The following is a 20,607-nucleotide window of genomic DNA, read 5'->3' on the forward strand; positions in this document are numbered from 1 at the left end:
AGCAGCACCTTAACTTCACCAGCGTCCTTGCTGCAGCGGTACAGGTCACCATTACTGCAGACAAGAAAACGCCCGACTGGTAAGCCAGTCGGGCGTTTTTCCTTTCAGAGGCTCGGACATCGCATGCGATATCGGGCGCCCCTTATGCTTACATCAGGCCTACATCAGGCCTACATCAGGCGTACATCAATGACCGCTCGGACCACCCAGCGGATCAGACGGGCGACGGCGGTTGCTGTCGTCATCTTCACTGCCATCAGCGTCATCATCCGCCTTGGGAGCTTCCGGCGCTTCCGCCTTCGGAGTGTCGGCAACCGGGGCCACCAGGCCACCGTCACCGCCGCTCGCCGGGCCACCCCAGTCCTTCGGCGGACGCGGAGCACGACCTGCCATGATGTCCGCCAGCTGCTCGGCATCGATGGTCTCGTAGGTCATCAGCGCTTCGGTCATCGCATCCAGCTTGTCGCGATTCTCTTCCAGGATCTGCTGCGCCTTGGCGTAGCACTCGTCGATGATACGACGCACTTCCTTGTCGAGACGCGAGGTGGTGTCGCCAGACTTCAGCTTGCCGCCACTCTGACCCGGGCCACCGAGGAACTGATGGGACTCGTCCTCGTCGTACATGATCGGACCCATCTCGCTGGAGAGACCCCACTTGGCGACCATGTTGTGGGCAAGCTCGGTAGCACGCTTGATGTCGTTGGACGCGCCGGTGGTGACACCGTTCGGGCCCAGCGTCATCTCTTCGGCGATACGACCGCCGAACAGCGAGCAGATCTGACTGATGATCTGCTGACGCGAGTAGCTGTAGCGATCCTCTTCCGGCAGGAACATCGTCACACCCAGCGCACGACCGCGCGGAATGATCGACACCTTGTAGACCGGATCATGCTCGGGCATCACCAGGCCGATGATGGCATGGCCAGACTCGTGATAGGCCGTGTTGCGCTTCTCCTTCTCGGACATGACCATCGATTTGCGCTCGGCGCCCATCATGATCTTGTCCTTGGCCAGCTCCAGCTCTTCCATGCCGACCAGGCGCTTGTTGCGACGGGCGGCGAACAGGGCGGCTTCATTGACCAGGTTGGCCAGGTCCGCGCCGGAGAAGCCCGGCGTACCACGTGCAATGTTGACCGGCACGACGTCATCGCCCATCGGCACCTTGCGCAGGTGAACGCCGAGGATGTGCTCGCGACCACGGATGTCCGGCAGTGCAACGGTCACCTGACGGTCGAAGCGGCCCGGGCGCAGCAGCGCGGGGTCAAGCACGTCAGGACGGTTGGTCGCGGCGATGACGATGATGCCGTCGTTCGCCTCGAAGCCATCCATCTCGACCAGCAGCTGGTTCAGCGTCTGCTCACGCTCATCGTGACCACCGCCCATGCCGGAACCACGGTGACGGCCGACGGCGTCGATCTCATCGATGAAGATGATGCACGGCGCCTGCTTCTTGGCCTGCTCGAACATGTCACGCACACGGGAGGCACCGACACCGACGAACATCTCGACGAAGTCAGAACCGGAGATGCTGAAGAACGGCACCTTGGCTTCACCGGCGATCGCCTTGGCGAGCAGGGTCTTGCCGGTACCCGGCGGGCCTACCATCAGGACGCCACGCGGAATCTGACCGCCAAGACGCTGGAACTTGCTGGGGTCCTTGAGGAAGTCGACCAGTTCCTCGACCTCTTCCTTCGCTTCGTCACAGCCTGCGACGTCGCTGAAGGTGGTCTTGATCTGGTCCTGGCTCAGCAGCTTGGCCTTGGACTTGCCGAAGCTCATCGGGCCACCCTTGCCGGCACCGCCACCCTGCATCTGGCGCATGAAGAACATGAAGATGGCCAGAATGATCAGAATCGGGAAGCTGGCAATCAACAGGCGTGTCCACAGCGACTGCTGCTCAGGCTTCTTGCCGATGACCTCCACCTTGTTGGCAAGCAGGTCATCCATCAGCTTGGGATCGGACGCCGCCGGCCGGATGGTGGTGAAGCTGGAGCCATCGGCCCGCTCACCCTCAATGGTGTAACCATCGATGGTCACACTCTTGATCCGGTCGTTCTGCACCTGCTGGACGAACTGTGAATAGTTCATCGCCTGCGGCGAGGTATCGACGCTGAAGTTGTTGAACACCGTCAGCAGCACTGCTGCGATGATCAACCAGAGAATCAGGTTCTTCGCCATGTCGTTCAAGGGGACACCCTCATTGCATGAATCTGTCTTGGCATGCCGTGAATACTCCGACTGCCGTCTTGTGGTGGCCTGCCATGCTATCTGATCGTGCCTGCGGGGTATCAAGTCAGCGCAACGCGCCACTTCGCCTACCGAGTCACTCAAAGCTTGCCGTGCATTGTGCTACTTGCCTGCCAGCATCGGTAAGGCATTGAAACCCACCGAACTGTCACTGGCCCATCGTACTCAAGACCCAATGATATCGACACTACACCAGATGGGGGCTGGCAACCATTGCTTAAAGCCCGACAATGGACTATTGCGCCGATAGACAGCCTGCATCAGCCAGCGCCGCGACTCGCCCGGACACATTGGCGCCAGTCTGGACGAGCATCGCATGGCTCGCCTTAACCCGCGATGAAGCATGCGACCAGCAACGTGGAAATCTCGCCACCGCGGGCCAATGCCTGCCGCGTGTAGCGGCATGCAAGGACACTGACCGTCAGCCCTTGAAGCCCTGCCCCAGCAGATAGACTTCGCGTGAGCGTGCACGCGACGCTTCCGGCTTGCGGGTCACGACCTTCTTGAAGCTGCCACGCATGTCCTTCAGATAGGCATCGAAGCCCTCGCCCTGGAAGACCTTTACCAGGAAATTGCCGCCCGGCTTGAGGGTCTGGCGCGCCAGATCCAGCGCCAGCTCGACCAGGTACATGCCGGCAGGCTGATCGATCGCGCTCATGCCGCTCATGTTGGGCGCCATGTCGGAGATCACGAGGTCCACCGGGCGGTCACCCAGGGTGGCCAGAATCTGGTTCAGCACGGCCTCTTCGGTGAAGTCGCCCTGAATGAAGTCGACACCGGCCAGGGCGTCCATCTCGAGAATGTCGGAGGCGATGACCACGCCTTCCATGCCGACGCGGTCCGCGGCGATCTGGCTCCAGCCACCGGGGGCTGCGCCGAGGTCGATGACGGTGGCGCCCGGCTTGAGCAGGCGGTCCTTGTCATCGATTTCAATCAGTTTGTAGCTGGCACGGGAACGATAACCGTCGGCCCAGCTGCGCTGGACATAGGCGTCATCAAAGTGTTCCTTCATCCAGCCAGCACTGCTCTTGCTGGGGTGAGCCACGTTGTCACCTGGAATGTCGGGGAAAATCGAATACTGGCGGGAGATAGCGCGGGGGATAACGACGACACGAAAGGCGTGGCAAGCTTGCGCACGGGTCGTGTCATGAGCGTCGTCATGGAGTAGAATGGCGGGTCCTGCGCGCGGTTCCGCCCGCGGGCACAGACATTGCCTGCGCAACAGACGGGTTCACACCCCTGGATTTCAAGCCCTGGAGTCGACCCTGTCTTTCGCTACGCTCCCCGCTCCCATCGGACGCCAACAGGGAAACTTTACGATACCATGAGCTTGTCACAGTCACAAAAGAAAGCATTTCGCAGCATCGGGCACCATCTTGACCCGATCGTCACCGTCTCGGAAAACGGCCTTTCCGAAGGCGTCGTGACCGAACTGGAGCGCGCACTGCACGATCACGAACTGATCAAGCTGAAGCTGGCGATCAACGATCGCGAAGCGCGCGGCGAGGTGGCTCGCCACCTGTGCAGCGAAACCGGCGCGACCCTGATCCAGAGCATCGGCAAGATCGCTCTGCTGTATCGCCGCAACCCGCAGGCCAAGCCGAAGCTGTCGAACGTACAGCGCTTCAGCGAGAAGTAAGCCGCCGGGCCCAGGCCTGACGAGGCTCACCTCGCACGCCACGCCTGCTGCAGACAGAAACGCCGCCCTCATCGAGGGCGGCGTTTCTGTTTTCAGTTGCTGACAATCACGACCTGACGCGCTGATTCAGCTCGAAAGTGATGTCGTCCAGCGCCCGCTGGGTGACCTGATGACGCTTGAGTGTCGTCTGCCTGGACTCCCCATCACCGTTGCCGGCATCGCGATACTTGATGACCAGCGTCTTCTTGTCGAAGGTGAAATCCTCGATCAGCTCATAATCGATCTTGCGACACCCCATGAGTGGTGACGGCCGCAGATAAAGCGCCTGATCACCGAAGTGCGCCAGCGGCATCACCAGGTGGAAAACTCCCCTCGCCAACAGGGCACTCCCCAGGACCAATGATGGCGTCAACAGCGCCGAGTCCCCGGTATACCGATAGGCAAACGACTGGGAGACCACATATGCCACCCCGAACAGCATGAGCCCGAGCACCATGAAGATGGCCACCATGGAGGTTGCCATGATGCGCTTTTCCGGCTGACTTCCCTGTACTTCCATTACTCCCTCCCTGAAGGATTTCGTGCCCGCAGGCAAAAAAAACAGCCCTGCCGGGATGACCGGCAGGGCTGTCACGACATCAGGATCTGACGAATCAGAGGCGATGCTCTTCAGATGTGACGTGCTTCAGATGTGACGTGCTTCAGATGTGATGCACTTCGGAGATTTCATACTCCACATCACCACCCGGGGTACGCACGACCACGACATCCCCTTCTTCCTTGCCGATCAGCGCACGCGCGATCGGAGAGGTGACGGAGATTTTGCCGTCCTTGATGCTGGCTTCATCTTCGCCAACGATGCGATAGCGCACTTCGCTATCGTCATCGAGGTTCATCAGGTCGACCGTGGTGCCGAAGATCACCTTGCCGGTCTTCGGCAACTTGGTGACGTCGATCACCTGGGAGATGGAGAGCTTGGACTCGATCTCCTGGATACGACCCTCGATGAAACCCTGCTGTTCACGCGCGGCGTGGTACTCGGCATTCTCCTTGAGATCGCCGTGCTCACGGGCTTCCGCGATGTCAGCGATGACCCGGGGACGCTCAGTGCCCTTTAGGTGCTCGAGCTCCTTGCGAAGGCGGTCTTCGCCTTCGACGGTCATCGGACTTCTACTCATATCATGACTCCTGCATGCATATCCTGGAGACGACGGACCTTGACGTCGTTGCCGTAGGCAAGCGCCATGCACACGGCATTGGCACCCGCCAGCGTCGTGGCGTAGGGCACCTTGTGCGCCAGCGCCGTGCGACGGATCACGGACGAGTCATTGATGGCCTGACGTCCCTCTGTGGTGTTGACGATATAGGCGATCTCGCCGTTCTTGATCATGTCGACGATATGCGGCCGCCCTTCGAACACCTTGTTGACGGGTTCAACCTCGAGGCCGGCAGCGGCGATCACCTCTGCCGTGCCACGGGTAGCACAAAGCGTAAAGCCTAATGTTACCAGAGAGCGGGCCACCTCGATAACGCCCGCCTTGTCGAACTCACGCACGGACAGGAAGGCCTTGCGATCGCCAGTCAGGGTCGGGATGGCTTCACCGGCACCCAGCTGCGCCTTGTAGAAGGCTTCCGCGAAGGTATCGCCGGAGCCCATCACTTCGCCGGTGGACTTCATTTCCGGCGACAGGATCGGGTCGACCCCCGGGAACTTGGCGAACGGCAGCACCGCTTCCTTCACACTGTAGAAGGTCGGCACGATTTCCTGGGTGAAACCGATCTCTTCCAGGGTCTGGCCGGCCATGCAGCGTGCGGCGATCTGCGCCAGCGACTGGCCGATGCACTTGGAGACGAACGGCACGGTACGTGAAGCGCGCGGGTTGACCTCGATGACGTAGATCACGCCATCCTGCCAGGCCAGCTGCACGTTCATCAGACCGACGACGTTGAGCTCCAGCGCCATGCGCTTGACCTGCTCACGCATCTCTTCCTGGACGTCTGCCGGCAGCGAGTACGGCGGCAGAGCGCACGCGGAGTCACCGGAGTGGATACCGGCCTGCTCGATGTGCTGCATGATGGCGCCGATCACGACCTGCTTGCCGTCGGACACCGCATCGATGTCGACCTCGATGGCCGCGTTCAGGAAGTGGTCCAGCAGCACCGGCGAGTCATTGGAGACCTTGACCGCGTGGGTCATGTAGTTCTCGAGCTCGGCGGCGGAGTAGACGATTTCCATCGCGCGGCCGCCCAGCACGTAGCTCGGGCGCACCACCAGCGGATAACCGATGACCTCGGCCTTGACGAAGGCTTCCTCGAAGCTGCGCGCGGTGGCGTTTTCCGGCTGGATCAGACCGAGCTTCTCGATCATCTGCTGGAAACGCTCGCGGTCTTCGGCGCGGTCGATGGCGTCCGGCGTGGTACCGATGATCGGCACACCAGCGGCTTCGAGCTCACGCGCCAGCTTCAGCGGCGTCTGGCCGCCGAACTGGACGATGACACCGACCGGCTGTTCCTTGTCGGCGATCTCCAGCACGTCTTCCAGGGTGACCGGCTCGAAGTAGAGGCGATCGGAAGTGTCGTAGTCGGTGGACACGGTTTCCGGGTTGCAGTTGACCATGATGGTCTCGTAGCCGTCCGCGCGCATGGCGAGGGAGGCGTGGACACAGCAGTAGTCGAACTCGATGCCCTGACCGATACGGTTCGGACCGCCACCCAGCACCATGATCTTCTTCTTGTCGCTGACTTCCGCCTCGCACTCTTCCTCATAGGTGGAGTACATGTAGGCGGTGTCGGACGCGAATTCGGCGGCACAGGTGTCGACGCGCTTGTAGACCGGACGGATGCCCTGCTTCTGACGGTGCTTGCGGAAGGCCTTCTCGGACACGCCCATCAGACGCGCCAGACGCGCATCGCTGAAGCCCTTGCGCTTGAGACGGAACAGACGATCAGCGTCCATCTCGCCCAGCGAGCTTGCAGCCACTGCGCCTTCCTGAGCGATCAGGTCGGCCAGCTGCACCAGGTACCAGCGGTCGATGTTGGTGAGGCGGAAGATCTCTTCGATATCGAGACCGGCACGCATGGCATCGGCGATGTAGAAGATACGCTCGGCACCGGCGGCCTGCAGCTCGCCCTTGATACGCGCCATGTTCTCGTCGCTGAAGTTCTCGACGATCGGGTCGAGACCGTCAACGCCGGTCTCCATGCCACGCAGCGCCTTCTGCAGGGATTCCTGGAAGGTGCGGCCGATGGCCATGACTTCGCCGACCGACTTCATCTGCGTGGTCAGACGGTCATTGGCCTGCGGGAACTTCTCGAAGGTGAAGCGCGGAATCTTGGTGACGACGTAATCGATGGACGGCTCGAAGGACGCCGGCGTCTTGCCACCGGTGATGTCGTTCTGCAGCTCGTCCAGGGTGTAGCCGACGGCCAGCTTGGCGGCGATCTTGGCGATCGGGAAACCGGTCGCCTTGGAAGCCAGTGCCGAGGAACGCGACACGCGCGGGTTCATCTCGATCACGACCATGCGGCCAGTGTCCGGGCAGATGCCGAACTGGACGTTGGAACCGCCGGTCTCGACGCCGATCTCGCGCAGAACGGCCAGCGATGCATCACGCATCAGCTGGTATTCCTTGTCGGTCAGGGTCTGGGCCGGGGCGACAGTGATGGAGTCGCCGGTGTGCACGCCCATCGGGTCGAAGTTCTCGATGGCGCAAACAATGATGCAGTTGTCGTTCTTGTCACGAACGACCTCCATCTCGTATTCCTTCCAGCCCAGCAGCGATTCGTCGATCAACAGCTCGCGGGTCGGCGACAGCTCGAAGCCGCGATGGCAGATTTCTTCGAATTCTTCACGGTTGTACGCCACGCCGCCGCCGGAACCGCCCATGGTGAAGCTGGGACGGATGATGGACGGGAAGCCCAGCTCGGCCTGGATTTCCCAGGCTTCTTCCATGGAGTGCGCGACCTTGGCCTTCGGGCACGCCAGACCGATCTTCTTCATCGCCTTGTCGAAGCGATCACGGTCTTCGGCCTTGTCGATGGTGTCGGCGTTGGCACCGATCATCTCGACACCGTACTGCTCGAGCACGCCTTCGCGCTCCAGCGCCAGCGCACAGTTCAGTGCGGTCTGGCCGCCCATGGTCGGCAGGATGGCGTCCGGGCGCTCCTTCTCGATGATGCGCGCCACGGTTTCCCAGGTGATCGGCTCGATGTAGGTCGCATCGGCCATCACCGGGTCGGTCATGATGGTTGCCGGGTTGGAGTTGACCAGGATGACCCGGTAACCCTCTTCACGCAGGGCCTTGCAGGCCTGTGCGCCGGAATAGTCGAACTCGCACGCCTGGCCGATGACGATGGGGCCGGCGCCGATGATCAGGATGCTGTTTAGGTCTGTACGTTTCGGCATGTCTCTTCCCGCAATGATCTGGTGACTGAACTCAACGATGGATCAGGCCCTCGGGCCTGCGCTCGGCTCAGCGTCGCGCGCGCATCATCTCGATGAAACGATCGAACAGCGGGGCGACGTCCTGCGGGCCGGGACTGGCTTCCGGGTGACCCTGGAAGCTGAAGGCCGGGCGGTCGGTGCGCTCGATGCCCTGCAGGCTACCGTCAAACAGCGACTTGTGGGTCGCGCGCAGGCTGCTCGGCATGCCCGCTTCATCCACTGCGAAGCCGTGGTTCTGGCTGGTGATCATCACCACACCGCTGTCGAGGTCCTGCACCGGGTGGTTGGCACCATGGTGACCGTGGCCCATCTTGACCGTAGTCGCGCCGGAGGCCAGCGCCAGCAGCTGGTGACCCAGGCAGATGCCGAAGACCGGCGTGTCGGTCTCGAGCACTTCACGAATCGCGGTGATGGCGTAGTCGCAGGGCTCGGGGTCGCCCGGGCCGTTGGACAGGAAGACGCCATCCGGGTTGAGCGCCAGCACCTCGGCGGCAGGCGTCTGCGCCGGCACCACGGTCAGGCGGCAGCCGCGGGATGCCAGCATGCGCAGGATGTTGTGCTTGACGCCGTAGTCGTAGGCGACCACGTGGAAGGGACGCTCGGACTCACGGGTATCGGCGTAGCCTTCGCCCAGTGTCCATTCGCCTTCGTGCCACTCGAACTGCTCGCTGCAGGAGGCTTCCTTGGCCAGGTCCATGCCCTTCAGACCCGGGAAGGCGCGTGCCGCTTCCAGCGCGCGTTCGACGGCATCATCACCCTGGGCATCTTCACCGGCGAGGATGGCACCGTTCAGGGAGCCCTTCTCGCGCAGGATGCGCGTCAGGCGACGCGTGTCGATATCAGCGATGCCGACGACATTCTCGTCGCGCAGGTACTGATCGAGGGAGCGAGTGGAGCGGAAGTTGCTGGCCAGCAGCGGGAGGTCGCGGATGACCAGGCCGGCGGCTGCGACGCTGTCGGACTCGGTGTCCTCGTCGTTGATGCCGGTATTGCCGATGTGCGGATACGTCAGAGTGACGATCTGTCGGGTGTAGGAGGGATCGGTCAGGATTTCCTGGTAGCCGGTCATGGCAGTGTTGAACACTACCTCGCCGCTGGTCTGCCCATCAGCACCGATGGCGCTGCCGTGAAATACACTGCCGTCTTCCAAGGCCAGTATCGCGGGTTTGATCAACGCAACGTCCTCCCCATAGTGTCCACTTTCCTGCCCGGAATCCGCGGTCGAACACCGGACATGCTGCTTGATTATCGTGCTCGGCATTCGCCGAGCCTGTGTCCCGCTGCCGACTTCTGCCAGGTGCCTGTCACTGGACAGACGCGCGCCAGAAGCGGCAAATTCAGGTTGCAAAAAAGCGGGACGAAACCGAAAGATCAGGTTTCATCCCGCTTGTTATCATTCTTCGGAATGCTGCTGGCCCGAGCGCTGCCAAAACGGCAACCAATAGGGCGGCCAAGAACGTGGCCAAATTGGGTAGAGATTACCGGAATCCTTGAGTGCTGACCACCCCGCGCATGCCCCGCCAGCAGGCGACAAGGCCCACGATACGGCCGTTTCGTCGCTGCGGTCAGCTTGACGAAACCCTTGGCCGAGCCGGAACACTGCACAGCGCTTGTAAAGCGACGCAGTCCAGCGGCGCAAGGCGGCCAGAATGGCTCACGCGTGCGCCGCATCCTGCCCACCGAGACAGCTTTCAAGAAATTCTCCTGAATGTCGCCAGACTGTCATCTCAGCGCTTGGCTCTCTATTCCGCTCACCACTTTGCTCTCTACTTCGCTCACTTGAGCCCCAGCACATCCTGCATGTCATAGCGGCCGACTTCGCGCCCTGACAGCCATTCGGCCGCGCGTGCCGCGCCCTTGGCGAAGGTCATTCGGCTCGACGCCTTGTGGGTGATCTCGATACGCTCGCCTTCGGTGGCGAACATCACGGTGTGCTCACCGACGATGTCACCGGCACGCACGGTGGCGAAGCCGATTTCCTTGTCGGTACGCGGGCCGCACTGACCTTCACGCGCGAAGACACCATGGGTGGCGAGATCACGCCCGATGGAATGCGCCACGGCTTCGCCCATCGCCAGCGCCGTGCCGGAGGGGGCATCGACCTTGTGACGGTGGTGCGCCTCGATGATCTCGATGTCGTAGCCGGCATCGCCCAGGGCACGCGCGGCGGTTTCCAGCAGCTTGAGAGTCAGGTTGACGCCGGAGCTCATGTTGGCCGCGAACACGAAGGGCACGCTGTCACGGTAGCCATCCAGCTGCTCGAGCTGCTCCGGCGTGAAACCGGTCGTGCCGATCACCATGCGCTTGCCGTGCTCGGCGCACAGCGCCAGGTTGGCCAGCGTCACCTGCGGTGCGGTGAAGTCGATCACCACATCGAAGTCATCCACCACGGCAGCCAGACTGTCGCTGGCGACCACGCCCAGACGACCCTGACCGGCCAGCTCACCGATGTCGACGCCCGCCAGGGAGCTGCCGGATTCGACGATGCCCGCCGCCAGCGTCAGACCTTCCACTGCACCGACGGCCTCGACCAACGTGCGTCCCATGCGTCCGGCGACGCCCATGATTGCGATACGGGTCATGCTGACTCCTGCCTGTTGTGGGTCTTGAGGGTGACAGCCCGCGAGCATGCCCCGAGCGTGCCACCTATGCTGTTGCCACGAGTATATCAGCCGCCTGCAGCGTTGGCTGACGTCATGTATTTGTGCCGGTTACGCGCTAGAGTAGCCTCGTACCAGGTTGTCTCCTGTTGATCGTCATTTTTCTCATCACCGCTCAGTCTCCGGAGTCAGCATGCCTGCACGCCAATCCCCCGCCTCGCGCCGCTGGCGCATGCTCAAGAGCCTCGCTGTCACCACGGCGCTCGCCGGCCTGTTGAGCGCCTGCGGCGTTCACCCGCGCCCCTACACGCTGGCATCGCCGGAACAGAAGAGCGAGTTCCCGGAAATCCAGTGGTGCGGCACGCTCAGGCTGCCGGGCAAATGGCTGGATGACACCCCCGTCGGGGGCCTGTCGGACATCGGCTGGGACCAGGACGAGTCACTGCTGTATGCCGTGTCGGACCGCGGCTGGCTGCATCGTCTGCGGCTCGCCTTCCGTCACGGTGAGCTGGTCGGGGCCAAGGCGCTCAATACCTACACCCTGCGCGACGAGACCGATGTCTCGCTGCGCGGCGCCCTCAGTGATGCCGAGGGCCTGCAGCTGCTGCGCGCGAACAATGACCGCCGCGGCGATTCCCGCCTGGTGATCAGCTTCGAGCAGCAGCCACGCGTCGAGCACTTCCTGCCCAGCGGCCTGGCCGTCAGCGAGCCCTTCACCCCGATGGGTGCGCGTGGCGCGGCGCCCAACAACGGCATGGAAGCCCTGACCCTGCACCCGGAATACGGCATGCTCGCCGGACTGGAAGCCACGCCCGAGGGCATGAGCGTCGGCATGACGCGCATCTTCAGCCTCGATGACAAGCACGAGTGGAGCTACCCGCTGGCCAGCGACACCGGCTCGAGCCTGACCGCAATGGAGATGCTGCCCGACGGTGACATGCTGATGCTGGAGCGCGCCTTCTCGCCGCCCTTCCCGCTGGTGATCAGTCTGCGCCGCGCGCATCTCGGTGAGCCCGGCGCCCAGGCCGAGGTGCGCACCCTGGCACGCCTGTCGAGCGGCGATGGCTGGTCGCTGGACAACTTCGAAGGGCTGACGCATCTGGAAGGCAATCGCTTCCTGATGATCTCGGATGACAACTTCAGCAGCTTCCAGACCACGCTGCTGAGCTGCTTTGCCGTCATCGAGCCAGAGGCCTTCACGGCTGAATCAGCTCCGGAGTAGCCATGCCCCGGGCTGTGCTACTGGACTGAGCTACCAGAATGAGTCACCGGACTGAATTGCTTGGCTGAGCCACCGAGCCTGAAACGCGAGAGCCCCGCACTCGACAAGTCGAGTGCGGGGCTCTCTGGCATGAAGGCCATCCACGGGGCTGACCCGCAGACGGCAAGGCGAATGCCTATGGCTTCATGTCTTCGAAGAACTTCTTCACGCCATCGAAGAAGCTGTTCTCCTTCGGTGAATGGCTCTTGCCGGTATCACCGAGGCTCTGCTGGAACTGACGCAACAGCTCCTTCTGCTCTTCATTCAAGCTGACCGGGGTCTCGATGACCACCTTGCACAGCAGGTCCCCGGCGGGGCCGCCGCGCACCGGCTTGACGCCCTTGCCGCGCAGACGGAACAGCTTGCCGGTCTGGGTCTCGGCCGGAATCTTCAGCACGACACGTCCGTCGAGGGTCGGCACATTGAGCTCACCGCCCAGCGCCGCATCGACGAAGCTGATCGGCACTTCACACTGCAGGTGACGACCATCGCGCTTGAAGATCTCGTGCTCGCGCAGGTTGACCTGCACATACAGATCACCTGACGGCCCGCCGTTGACACCGCCCTCGCCTTCGCCGTTCAGGCGGATGCGATCGCCGGTGTCGACGCCCGGCGGAATCTTGACCGAGAGGGTCTTGGATTCCTGGACGCGGCCTTCGCCGTGACACTTGCGGCACGGCACGCTGATCTTCTCGCCACGACCGTGGCAGGTCGGACATGCCTGCTCGACCGCAAAGAAGCCCTGCTGCATGCGCACCTTGCCCATGCCATTGCAGGTCGGGCAGGTTTCCTTGCTGGAACCCGGCTCGGCACCATCGCCATCGCAGTGGCCACAGGCCGCCAGACGCGGCACGCGGATATCGACCGTGGTACCGGCAACCGCCGATTCCAGATCGAGATCCAGGTTGTAACGCAGGTCGCTGCCGCGCTGCGGAGCGTTCGGATTGCGACGACCACCGCCGCCACCGAAGATGTCACCGAAGACATCGCCGAACACATCGCCGAAGCCGCCGGCACCACCACCGCCAAAGCCGCCGCCACCGAAGCCACCGCCGCCCTGACCATCGACACCGGCATGACCGAACTGGTCATAGGCGGCGCGCTTGTCAGCATCGGACAGCACTTCGTAGGCCTCAGAGACTTCACGGAACTTCTCGGCCGAAGTTTCATCATCCGGGTTGCGGTCCGGGTGATGCTTCTGGGCCAGGCGTCGGTACGCCTTCTTGATGTCCTTGGTGTCGGCGCCACGCTCGACACCAAGCACTTCGTAATAATCACGCTTGGACATGGATCAGGTCCGCCTGGATTGCTGGCAGCCTGAGGCTGCCGGTCTGTTCTGGAATGCCGGTTGTCACCGGTGGCTCGCGGCTAGCGCAGGGCGCCACCGATGCAAACGACAACGCGGGACACCTTCACAAGGCTCCCGCGCTGTCATCAGACGTCGTTCAAGAAATCCCTCAGGACTTCTTGTCGTCGTTGACTTCCTCGTACTCGGCGTCAACCACGTCGTCGTCCTGCTTCTTGCCAGCCTGACCTTCGGCAGCCTGCTCACCCTGGGCGCCCTGCTCGGCGTAGAGCTTCTGCGCCAGGTTGCCGGACGCTTCGGTCAGTGCATCCAGCTTGGCCTGGATCGCATCCTTGTCGTCGCCTTTCAGGGCTTCTTCCAGCTCGGAGATCGCCGTCTCGATGGCTTCCTTCTCGCTGGCTTCGGCCTTGTCACCGGCTTCGGTCAGGGTCTTCTTGGTCGCGTGAATCATGCCGTCGGCCTGATTGCGCAGCTGGACCATTTCCTCGAACTTCTTGTCTTCGTCGGCGTTGGCTTCCGCGTCACGCACCATCTGTTCGATCTCGTCGTCGGACAGGCCGCCGGAAGACTTGATGACGATGGACTGTTCCTTGCCGGTCGCCTTGTCCTTGGCGGACACGTTCAGGATACCGTTGGCATCCAGGTCGAAGGCGACTTCGATCTGCGGCACGCCGCGCGGTGCCGGCGGAATGTCGGCCAGGTCGAAACGACCCAGAGACTTGTTCTGCGCGGCCTGCTTGCGCTCACCCTGCAGGACGTGGATGGTCACCGCGCCTTGGTTGTCGTCAGCGGTGGAGAACACCTGAGACTTCTTGGTCGGGATGGTGGTGTTCTTCTCGATCAGCGGCGTCAGCACGCCACCCATGGTCTCGATACCGAGGGTCAGCGGGGTCACGTCCAGCAGCAGCACGTCCTTGACGTCGCCGCCCAGCACGCCGCCCTGAATACCGGCGCCGACGGCGACCGCTTCATCCGGGTTGACGTCCTTGCGGGCTTCCTTGCCGAAGAACTCGGCCACCTTGGACTGCACCAGCGGCATGCGTGTCTGACCACCGACCAGGATGACGTCGTCGATCTCGGAGGCGGACAGGCCGGCGTCGGACAGCGCGGTCTGGCACGGCTTCAGGGAGCGTGCAACCAGATCGTCGACCAGAGACTCGAGCTTGGAACGGGTCACCTTGACGTTCAGGTGCTTCGGACCGGTGTTGTCAGCCGTGATGTACGGCAGGTTCACGTCGGTCTGCTGAGCGCTGGACAGCTCGATCTTGGCCTTCTCGGCGGCTTCCTTCAGACGCTGCATGGCGAGGTTGTCGCCGGACAGATCGATACCGCTGTCTGCCTTGAACTGGTCAACCAGGTAGTTGATCAGGTGCATGTCGAAATCTTCACCACCCAGGAAGGTGTCGCCGTTGGTGGCGAGCACTTCGAACTGGGTCTCACCGTCGACGTCGGCGACTTCGATGATGGAGATATCGAAGGTACCGCCGCCCAGGTCGTAGACCGCGATGGTCTTGTCACCACGAGACTTGTCCATGCCGTAGGCGAGGGCTGCGGCAGTCGGCTCGTTGATGATGCGCTTGACGTCGAGACCCGCGATGCGGCCGGCGTCCTTGGTCGCCTGACGCTGGGAATCGTTGAAGTAGGCCGGCACGGTGATGACGGCTTCGGTGACTTCTTCACCGAGGTAGTCTTCCGCGGTCTTCTTCATCTTCTTGAGGATTTCCGCACTGATCTGCGGCGGAGCCATCTTCTTGTCTTTCACCTGCACCCAGGCGTCGCCGTTGTCGGCTTCGACAATCTTGTACGGCACCATCTTGATGTCTTTCTGAACCACATCATCCTTGAACTTGCGACCGATCAGGCGCTTGACCGCGAAGAGAGTGTTCTCCGGGTTGGTCACTGCCTGACGCTTGGCCGACTGGCCGACCAGAATCTCGTTGTCGTCGGTGTAAGCGATGATGGACGGTGTGGTGCGACCGCCTTCAGCGTTTTCGATGACCTTGGTTTTCTCGCCGTCGAGCACTGCCACACAGGAGTTGGTAGTACCCAAGTCAATACCGATGATGCGTCCCATAATCGTATACCTCGAATCTGTTGCTAGCCTGAAAGATAAGTCTGGATGTCGGCACCTTGTGTCGGTGCCTGAACTTGTTTCTCTAGATGGGGTCGCGTGTCAGGGTTTCAAGACCCGGCCGGGCAAATTTTCCCGGACCGGATCGCCCTGAGCCCCCACAGGGCGCGATCCAACGCCTATCGGGCGTCGGGAGCGCGCAGGCCTCAGGAGGCCTTGCTGACTGCCACCATCGCCGGACGCACCAGGCGGCCATTGAGGGTGTAACCCTTCTGCATCACGTCGATGACGCTGTTCGGCTCCGCGTCCGGGGACGGCACCATGGCGACAGCCTGATGGTATTCCGGATCGAAGGGCTCGCCGTGCGGATCCAGCTGCTCGACGCCTGACTTGTTCAGGGCATCCAGCTGCATTTTCAAGGTCATCTCGATGCCTTCGACGTGGGTCTTGGCCGCTTCGTCACCCGACATGGATTCCAGTGCCTTCTCGAGGGAATCCACCACCGGCAGCATTTCCTTGACGAACTTCTCCAGCGCGAACTTGCGCGCCTTCTCGGCGTCCTGCTCGGCACGACGGCGCGCGTTCTGCGCATCGGCAGCCGCACGCAGCGCCTGGTCCTTGGCTTCCTTGACGGCCTGCTCAAGCTCTTCGACCTGGGCGGCCAGCATCTCGGCTTCCGGGTTGTCCACCAGAGAGCCTTCGGCGCCGGTATCGTCGGCATCCAGTACGTTGTCGATCACTTCACCTTCCGGCGTTTCCGGCTGCGGCTCGGCATCGCGAGCGGCACGCTGAAGCTCTTCATCCATCGGGGTCTGCGGGTCCTGAGCCATGCTGATCTCCTGCGGGCCGGCGTCTATGCGCCATTGCCCTGATTCGTGGCCTGCTGAGCTTGTCGCGAAGCATCACGCGTACTGGCTGACAGACAGGCCATGAGTTGCCTTGAGAGGCAGCAAGGCCAGGCCATTGCTGCCGACTGAAAGTGTCAGTGCCTCTATATGGGGACAGCACATCGCTTCTCAAGCCTTGCCGCGGGCTTTTCTCCCCACTGAGTCCGGCATGGATTGAAGGCCACCCGAACGTGCTGTATAAAAAGCCATGTTCACTGTATAAACATACTGTATGGCGACACCGTAGCCCGCCCATCGAGTCCGGGTCCGCTGATGTTCTCCCAGCACGGCGTACGTCAAAGCCCCCTCGGAGGTAGTCATGCTGCTGCAACTCGCCATCCAAGATTTTGCCATCGTCGAAACGCTGGAGCTCGATTTCCGCCGCGGCATGACCGCCATCACCGGCGAGACCGGTGCCGGCAAGTCCATCCTGCTCGGCGCCCTCGGCCTGTGTCTGGGCGAGCGCGCCGATGCCGGCAGCGTGCGGCATGGCGCCGACCGCGCCGACCTCATCGCGCGTTTCGATATCAGTGAGCTTGGCGGTGCCCGTCAGTGGCTGGATGAGCGCGAACTGGGCAGCGACGACTGCCTGCTGCGTCGCGTCATCACTGCCAGCGGCCGCTCCAAGGCCTGGATCAACGGCACGCCCTGCACCATCGCCGGCCTGCGCGAGCTGGGCGAGCACCTGATCGACATCCACTCCCAGCACGCCCATCACTCCCTGCTCAAGGAAGAGACGCATCTGCGTCAGCTCGACGAATATGCTGGCCTGGAGACTCAGGCTGCCCAGTTGCGCGAGGACTTCCGTCACTGGCAGGAGGCGCATCGTCGTCTCAAACGCATGAGCAATGATGGCGATGAGGTGCGTGCACGTCGCCAGCTGCTGCGCTATCAGGTCGAGGAGCTTGATGAACTGGCGCTGTGCGAAGGAGAGCTGGAAGCCCTGGAGCAGGAGCAGGAAACGCTGGCCAATGCCGAGCAGATTCTGGCCGAGGCGCAGTCCGCCGCCGAATGCTGTGATCACGACGAAGAAGGTGCGTTGCCACGCCTCAACCAGGCCCTGGCGCGCCTGGCACATCTGCCGGGCAACGAGCATGGCTCACTGGCCAGTGCACTGGGTATGCTCGAGGAAGCGCGCATCCAGATAGAAGAAGCGGCGCGTGAACTGCATCGCTTCGTGGAAGTCACCGAACTCGATCCCGAGCGTCTGGCCTTCGTCGATGAGCGCCTGAGCCGCATTCACCAGATCGCGCGCAAGCATCATGTGATGCCGGACGAGCTGCATGGCCTTCATCAGCGCCTGAGCGAAGAACTCGACGGCCTGGGTGGCGATGAGGAGGCCATCGAAGCCTTGCGGGAAGAAGTGGCTCAGCGTCGCGAGGCATGGAAGGGGCTGGCGAGTGAGGTAAGCGCCAAACGCGCCACTGCCGCCCCGCAACTGGCCAGCGACATCCAGGACCAGCTGGCCTTCCTCGGCATGGGCAAGGCCACCTTCGAGGTCGCCATCGAGGCGCGGGAGCGCCCGCAGCCCGAAGGCATGGAACGCATCCACTTCCGCATCAGCGCCAACCCGGGCCAGCCGCCACGTGCGCTGGCCAAGGTGGCCTCCGGCGGCGAGCTCTCGCGTGTGTCACTGGCGATCCAGGTCGTGGCCGCCAGTCGCTCGACCATCCCCAGCCTGGTCTTCGATGAAGTCGATGTCGGCATCTCCGGCGCCACCGCCGAGATCGTCGGTCAGCTGCTGCGTCGCCTGGGCGACAAGGGCCAGGTGCTGACCGTCACTCACCTGCCGCAGGTCGCCGCACAGGCGCATCAGCACCTGCATATAGAGAAGCAGGCCGAGAAGGACACGACCCGCACCCACATGGCGCTGCTGGATGAAAGCGGTCGCGTGCGCGAGCTGGCACGTATGCTGGGCGGCATTCACCTTTCCGAGCAGACCCTCGCCCATGCCCGCGAGATGCTCGGCGCTGCCGACAGCCGCCACTGAGCACTGCCGCCAAAGCCGCCGTCGCCGTTCATGCACTGCCAGCGACGTCCATTCGTCCAATGACGCTCCTCAACAAGACGAACGCCAGAGTCATGGATTGAGGAAACATGAACGCCAGATACACGAACGGCCGCCCTCAGGGGCGGCCGTTCGTGTATCTGGCCGGAGAAGGCTCTCCGGCCACGTCATCCCTGACGCAACCCGCGTCAGCTGTCGCTCTTGTCGCCCTTGGGACGCACGTAGAGCACTAGCGCATGCTCGACCAGCTCATAGCCGTGCTCCTCGACGATCTCGCGCTGACGGCGCTCGATCTCGGGATCACAGAACTCTATGATCTCGCCGCTGTCCAGACATACCATGTGGTCATGGTGTTCTTCCTGGGACAGTTCGAAGACGGCGTGACCGCCATCGAAGTTGTGACGCATCACCAGTCCCGCTGTTTCAAACTGGGTGAGCACACGATAAACCGTCGCCAGACCGACATCTTCGCCAGCCTCAAGCAACGCCTTGTACACGTCCTCGGCACTCAGGTGTCGATCCGTCGATTTCTCGAGGATCTGCAGGATCTTGACTCGCGGTAGGGTTACCTTGAGTCCCGCCTTGCGCAGTTCATGGTTCTGATCGGCCATGCTGGGGTACTCTTCGCAGTCGCTTGATGTATCAGGTATGATCGGCCAAGGCAAAACGATAGGGAATCTTCAGGGCAAATGCAAAACTTGATCAAAACAGTCGCCTTTTGCAGCGCCCTGTCGCTGCTCACCGGGTGCAGCTACTTCAGCGTCTACAAGCGCGACCTTCCTCAGGGCAACCTGATCAAGCCGGAAATGGTCGAGCAATTGAAGCCGGGCATGAGCCGCGAACAGGTCATCTACGTGATGGGCTCACCGCTGCTGACCGCCCCCTTCAGTGAGGATAGCTGGGACTACGTCTATCGCCTCAAGAAAGCGGATGGCGAAATCATCAACAAGCGCGTGACGTTGACCTTCGCAGGCGATTCACTCTCCAACATCGATAAGAGCGGCGACATCGACCAGGAAACCGTCATCGTGCCGGACCTGGACATCGACCCTCGCGCGGCACAGCCTAACCGTGCTGAACCCAAGGCAGGCGCAGCCGACCTGCCTGAAGAGCGCTGATCACTGTCCTCTTCACTCAGTGACAAGCCAGAAAACAGCGGGGCACCTTTCAAGGTGCCCCGCTGTTTTTGATTCTCGCCTGTATCTCGTCTTACTGACCGGCGCGGGCGGCCTTGTCGGCGCGCCGCTTGCGCGCAAGCTTGGGGTCGGTGATCAAGGCGCGATAGACCTCGACTCGATCCCCGGCGTCCAGCACATGCTCATCGGGCTTGCGCAGCGCCTTGCCGAAGATGCCCAGGTCCGCCTCGAGAAACACCTCGGCGGCAATCGTCGGAAAGTGCTGCTCCAGACGCGCCATGCGCACGGCCTCGCGCGCCGTGGTGCCGGGGGCGACCGCCAGCGAGACGATCTTCTGCTTGTCGGGCAGCGCATAGGCCACCTCGACCGTGATTCTGTCTGTCATGTCTGCTCCTTTGCTCTCGCCACCTTTATATACCACCTGTGCGATATATCACCTGCGCGGCGTTTCACCCTGGCCAACGGCCAGGTGTCAGCGCTGGGTGTAGATCTGGTCAGCGCGGCGCGTGAAGGCCTCGACCATCTGAGCGGCGACCTGACTGAACAGCTTGCCGAACGCCATGCCCAGCAGGCGATTGCTGAACTCGAAGTCCATCTCGAGCGAGACCTTGCAGGCATCTTCGCCCAGTGGCGTGAACAGCCAGGTCCCCTGCAGACGCTTGAAGGGGCCATCGACCAGATTCAGCTCTATCCGCTCGGGGGCATACAGGTCATTGCGCGTGACGAAGCTCTGCTGCATGCCTGCCTTGGACAGGGTGAGCCTGCCCTTGAGATGGTCCTCATCACGTTCCAGCAATTCCGCGTTGCTGCAGCCGGACAGGAATTCGGGATAACGCTCGAAATCATTGACCAGATCGAACATTGCCCGGGCCGAATGCCGCACCAGGGCAGACCGGTTGACCGTAGGCATCTAGCTCTCCGCTGACTTGGATACGCAGCATGCGTATCATGAACAATGGGCCGGCGCATGAAGTGCCGTCTGGCCTTGAATGGTAACACGCCTCCCCC

17 protein-coding genes are annotated in these 20,607 nt (G+C 62.3%); 4 read left to right on the forward strand and 13 right to left on the reverse strand.

Going from position 1 to position 20,607, the window contains the following annotated elements; all coding sequences use genetic code 11:
* Positions 1-186: 186 nt before the first annotated feature.
* Entirely contained in the window at positions 187-2,187 is a 2,001-nt protein-coding gene (ftsH, locus tag QD208_RS12325) for an ATP-dependent zinc metalloprotease FtsH (RefSeq protein ID WP_215823701.1), read from the reverse strand.
* 481 nt (positions 2,188-2,668) lie between these two features.
* A complete protein-coding gene (gene rlmE / locus QD208_RS12330) occupies positions 2,669-3,292 on the reverse strand; it encodes a 23S rRNA (uridine(2552)-2'-O)-methyltransferase RlmE (RefSeq protein WP_225347478.1) in 624 nt (207 codons plus the stop codon).
* 279 nt (positions 3,293-3,571) lie between these two features.
* Here rlmE and yhbY point away from each other — a divergent pair, with 279 nt between their 5' ends.
* Positions 3,572-3,886, forward strand: a complete 315-nt coding sequence (gene yhbY / locus QD208_RS12335) for a ribosome assembly RNA-binding protein YhbY (RefSeq protein ID WP_043333380.1) — start codon at positions 3,572-3,574, stop codon at positions 3,884-3,886.
* 106 nt (positions 3,887-3,992) lie between these two features.
* Here the strand turns inward: yhbY and QD208_RS12340 are convergent, their stop codons facing one another.
* From QD208_RS12340 to dapB, 5 genes are all read right to left on the reverse strand, one after another.
* Entirely contained in the window at positions 3,993-4,445 is a 453-nt protein-coding gene (locus QD208_RS12340; RefSeq protein WP_279836969.1) for a hypothetical protein, read from the reverse strand.
* Between the two features lie 142 nt (positions 4,446-4,587).
* On the reverse strand, positions 4,588-5,064 hold the full coding sequence (greA, locus tag QD208_RS12345) for a transcription elongation factor GreA (RefSeq protein WP_279836970.1): 477 nt from the start codon (positions 5,062-5,064) through the stop codon (positions 4,588-4,590).
* Entirely contained in the window at positions 5,061-8,291 is a 3,231-nt protein-coding gene (carB, locus tag QD208_RS12350; protein ID WP_107335696.1) for a carbamoyl-phosphate synthase large subunit, read from the reverse strand. Before carB ends, greA begins: the two co-directional genes overlap by 4 nt.
* A gap of 67 nt (positions 8,292-8,358) precedes the next feature.
* Positions 8,359-9,504 (reverse strand): glutamine-hydrolyzing carbamoyl-phosphate synthase small subunit, encoded by a 1,146-nt coding sequence (gene carA / locus QD208_RS12355; protein WP_192839084.1) that lies wholly within the window; start codon positions 9,502-9,504, stop codon positions 8,359-8,361.
* 601 nt (positions 9,505-10,105) lie between these two features.
* Positions 10,106-10,912, reverse strand: coding sequence for a 4-hydroxy-tetrahydrodipicolinate reductase (gene dapB / locus QD208_RS12360; protein WP_043333367.1), 807 nt, complete (start codon positions 10,910-10,912; stop codon positions 10,106-10,108).
* A gap of 211 nt (positions 10,913-11,123) precedes the next feature.
* Between dapB and QD208_RS12365 the strand changes: the two genes are divergently transcribed.
* Positions 11,124-12,152 carry an esterase-like activity of phytase family protein gene (locus tag QD208_RS12365; RefSeq protein ID WP_279836971.1) on the forward strand — a complete coding sequence of 343 codons (1,029 nt, stop codon included), beginning with the start codon at positions 11,124-11,126 and terminating at the stop codon, positions 12,150-12,152.
* A gap of 175 nt (positions 12,153-12,327) precedes the next feature.
* Here the strand turns inward: QD208_RS12365 and dnaJ are convergent, their stop codons facing one another.
* From dnaJ to grpE, 3 genes are all read right to left on the reverse strand, one after another.
* Positions 12,328-13,479 carry a molecular chaperone DnaJ gene (gene dnaJ / locus QD208_RS12370; RefSeq protein ID WP_043333362.1) on the reverse strand — a complete coding sequence of 384 codons (1,152 nt, stop codon included), beginning with the start codon at positions 13,477-13,479 and terminating at the stop codon, positions 12,328-12,330.
* A gap of 169 nt (positions 13,480-13,648) precedes the next feature.
* Positions 13,649-15,571: a molecular chaperone DnaK gene (gene dnaK, locus QD208_RS12375; protein ID WP_043333360.1), complete on the reverse strand. Its 1,923-nt coding sequence runs from the start codon at positions 15,569-15,571 to the stop codon at positions 13,649-13,651.
* A 203-nt stretch (positions 15,572-15,774) separates the two neighbouring features.
* Positions 15,775-16,398: a nucleotide exchange factor GrpE gene (grpE, locus tag QD208_RS12380; RefSeq protein ID WP_043333357.1), complete on the reverse strand. Its 624-nt coding sequence runs from the start codon at positions 16,396-16,398 to the stop codon at positions 15,775-15,777.
* A gap of 376 nt (positions 16,399-16,774) precedes the next feature.
* Here grpE and recN point away from each other — a divergent pair, with 376 nt between their 5' ends.
* Positions 16,775-18,445, forward strand: coding sequence for a DNA repair protein RecN (gene recN / locus QD208_RS12385; RefSeq protein WP_279836972.1), 1,671 nt, complete (start codon positions 16,775-16,777; stop codon positions 18,443-18,445).
* A 206-nt stretch (positions 18,446-18,651) separates the two neighbouring features.
* On the opposite strand, the gene fur is transcribed toward recN, so the two are convergent.
* Complete coding sequence (fur, locus tag QD208_RS12390; protein WP_043333352.1) at positions 18,652-19,074, reverse strand: ferric iron uptake transcriptional regulator; 423 nt, start codon at positions 19,072-19,074, stop codon at positions 18,652-18,654.
* A gap of 78 nt (positions 19,075-19,152) precedes the next feature.
* Here fur and bamE point away from each other — a divergent pair, with 78 nt between their 5' ends.
* On the forward strand, positions 19,153-19,581 hold the full coding sequence (gene bamE, locus QD208_RS12395; RefSeq protein ID WP_052384519.1) for an outer membrane protein assembly factor BamE: 429 nt from the start codon (positions 19,153-19,155) through the stop codon (positions 19,579-19,581).
* 91 nt (positions 19,582-19,672) lie between these two features.
* Here bamE and QD208_RS12400 read toward each other — a convergent pair whose 3' ends face one another.
* Positions 19,673-19,984, reverse strand: a complete 312-nt coding sequence (locus tag QD208_RS12400; RefSeq protein WP_166019033.1) for an RnfH family protein — start codon at positions 19,982-19,984, stop codon at positions 19,673-19,675.
* Positions 19,985-20,071: 87 nt separating this feature from the next.
* Complete coding sequence (locus QD208_RS12405) at positions 20,072-20,509, reverse strand: type II toxin-antitoxin system RatA family toxin (protein WP_043333347.1); 438 nt, start codon at positions 20,507-20,509, stop codon at positions 20,072-20,074.
* Between the last annotated feature and the right edge of the window lie 98 nt (positions 20,510-20,607).

Source organism: Cobetia sp. 29-18-1, from assembly GCF_029846405.1.
Classification (GTDB): domain Bacteria; phylum Pseudomonadota; class Gammaproteobacteria; order Pseudomonadales; family Halomonadaceae; genus Cobetia; species Cobetia amphilecti.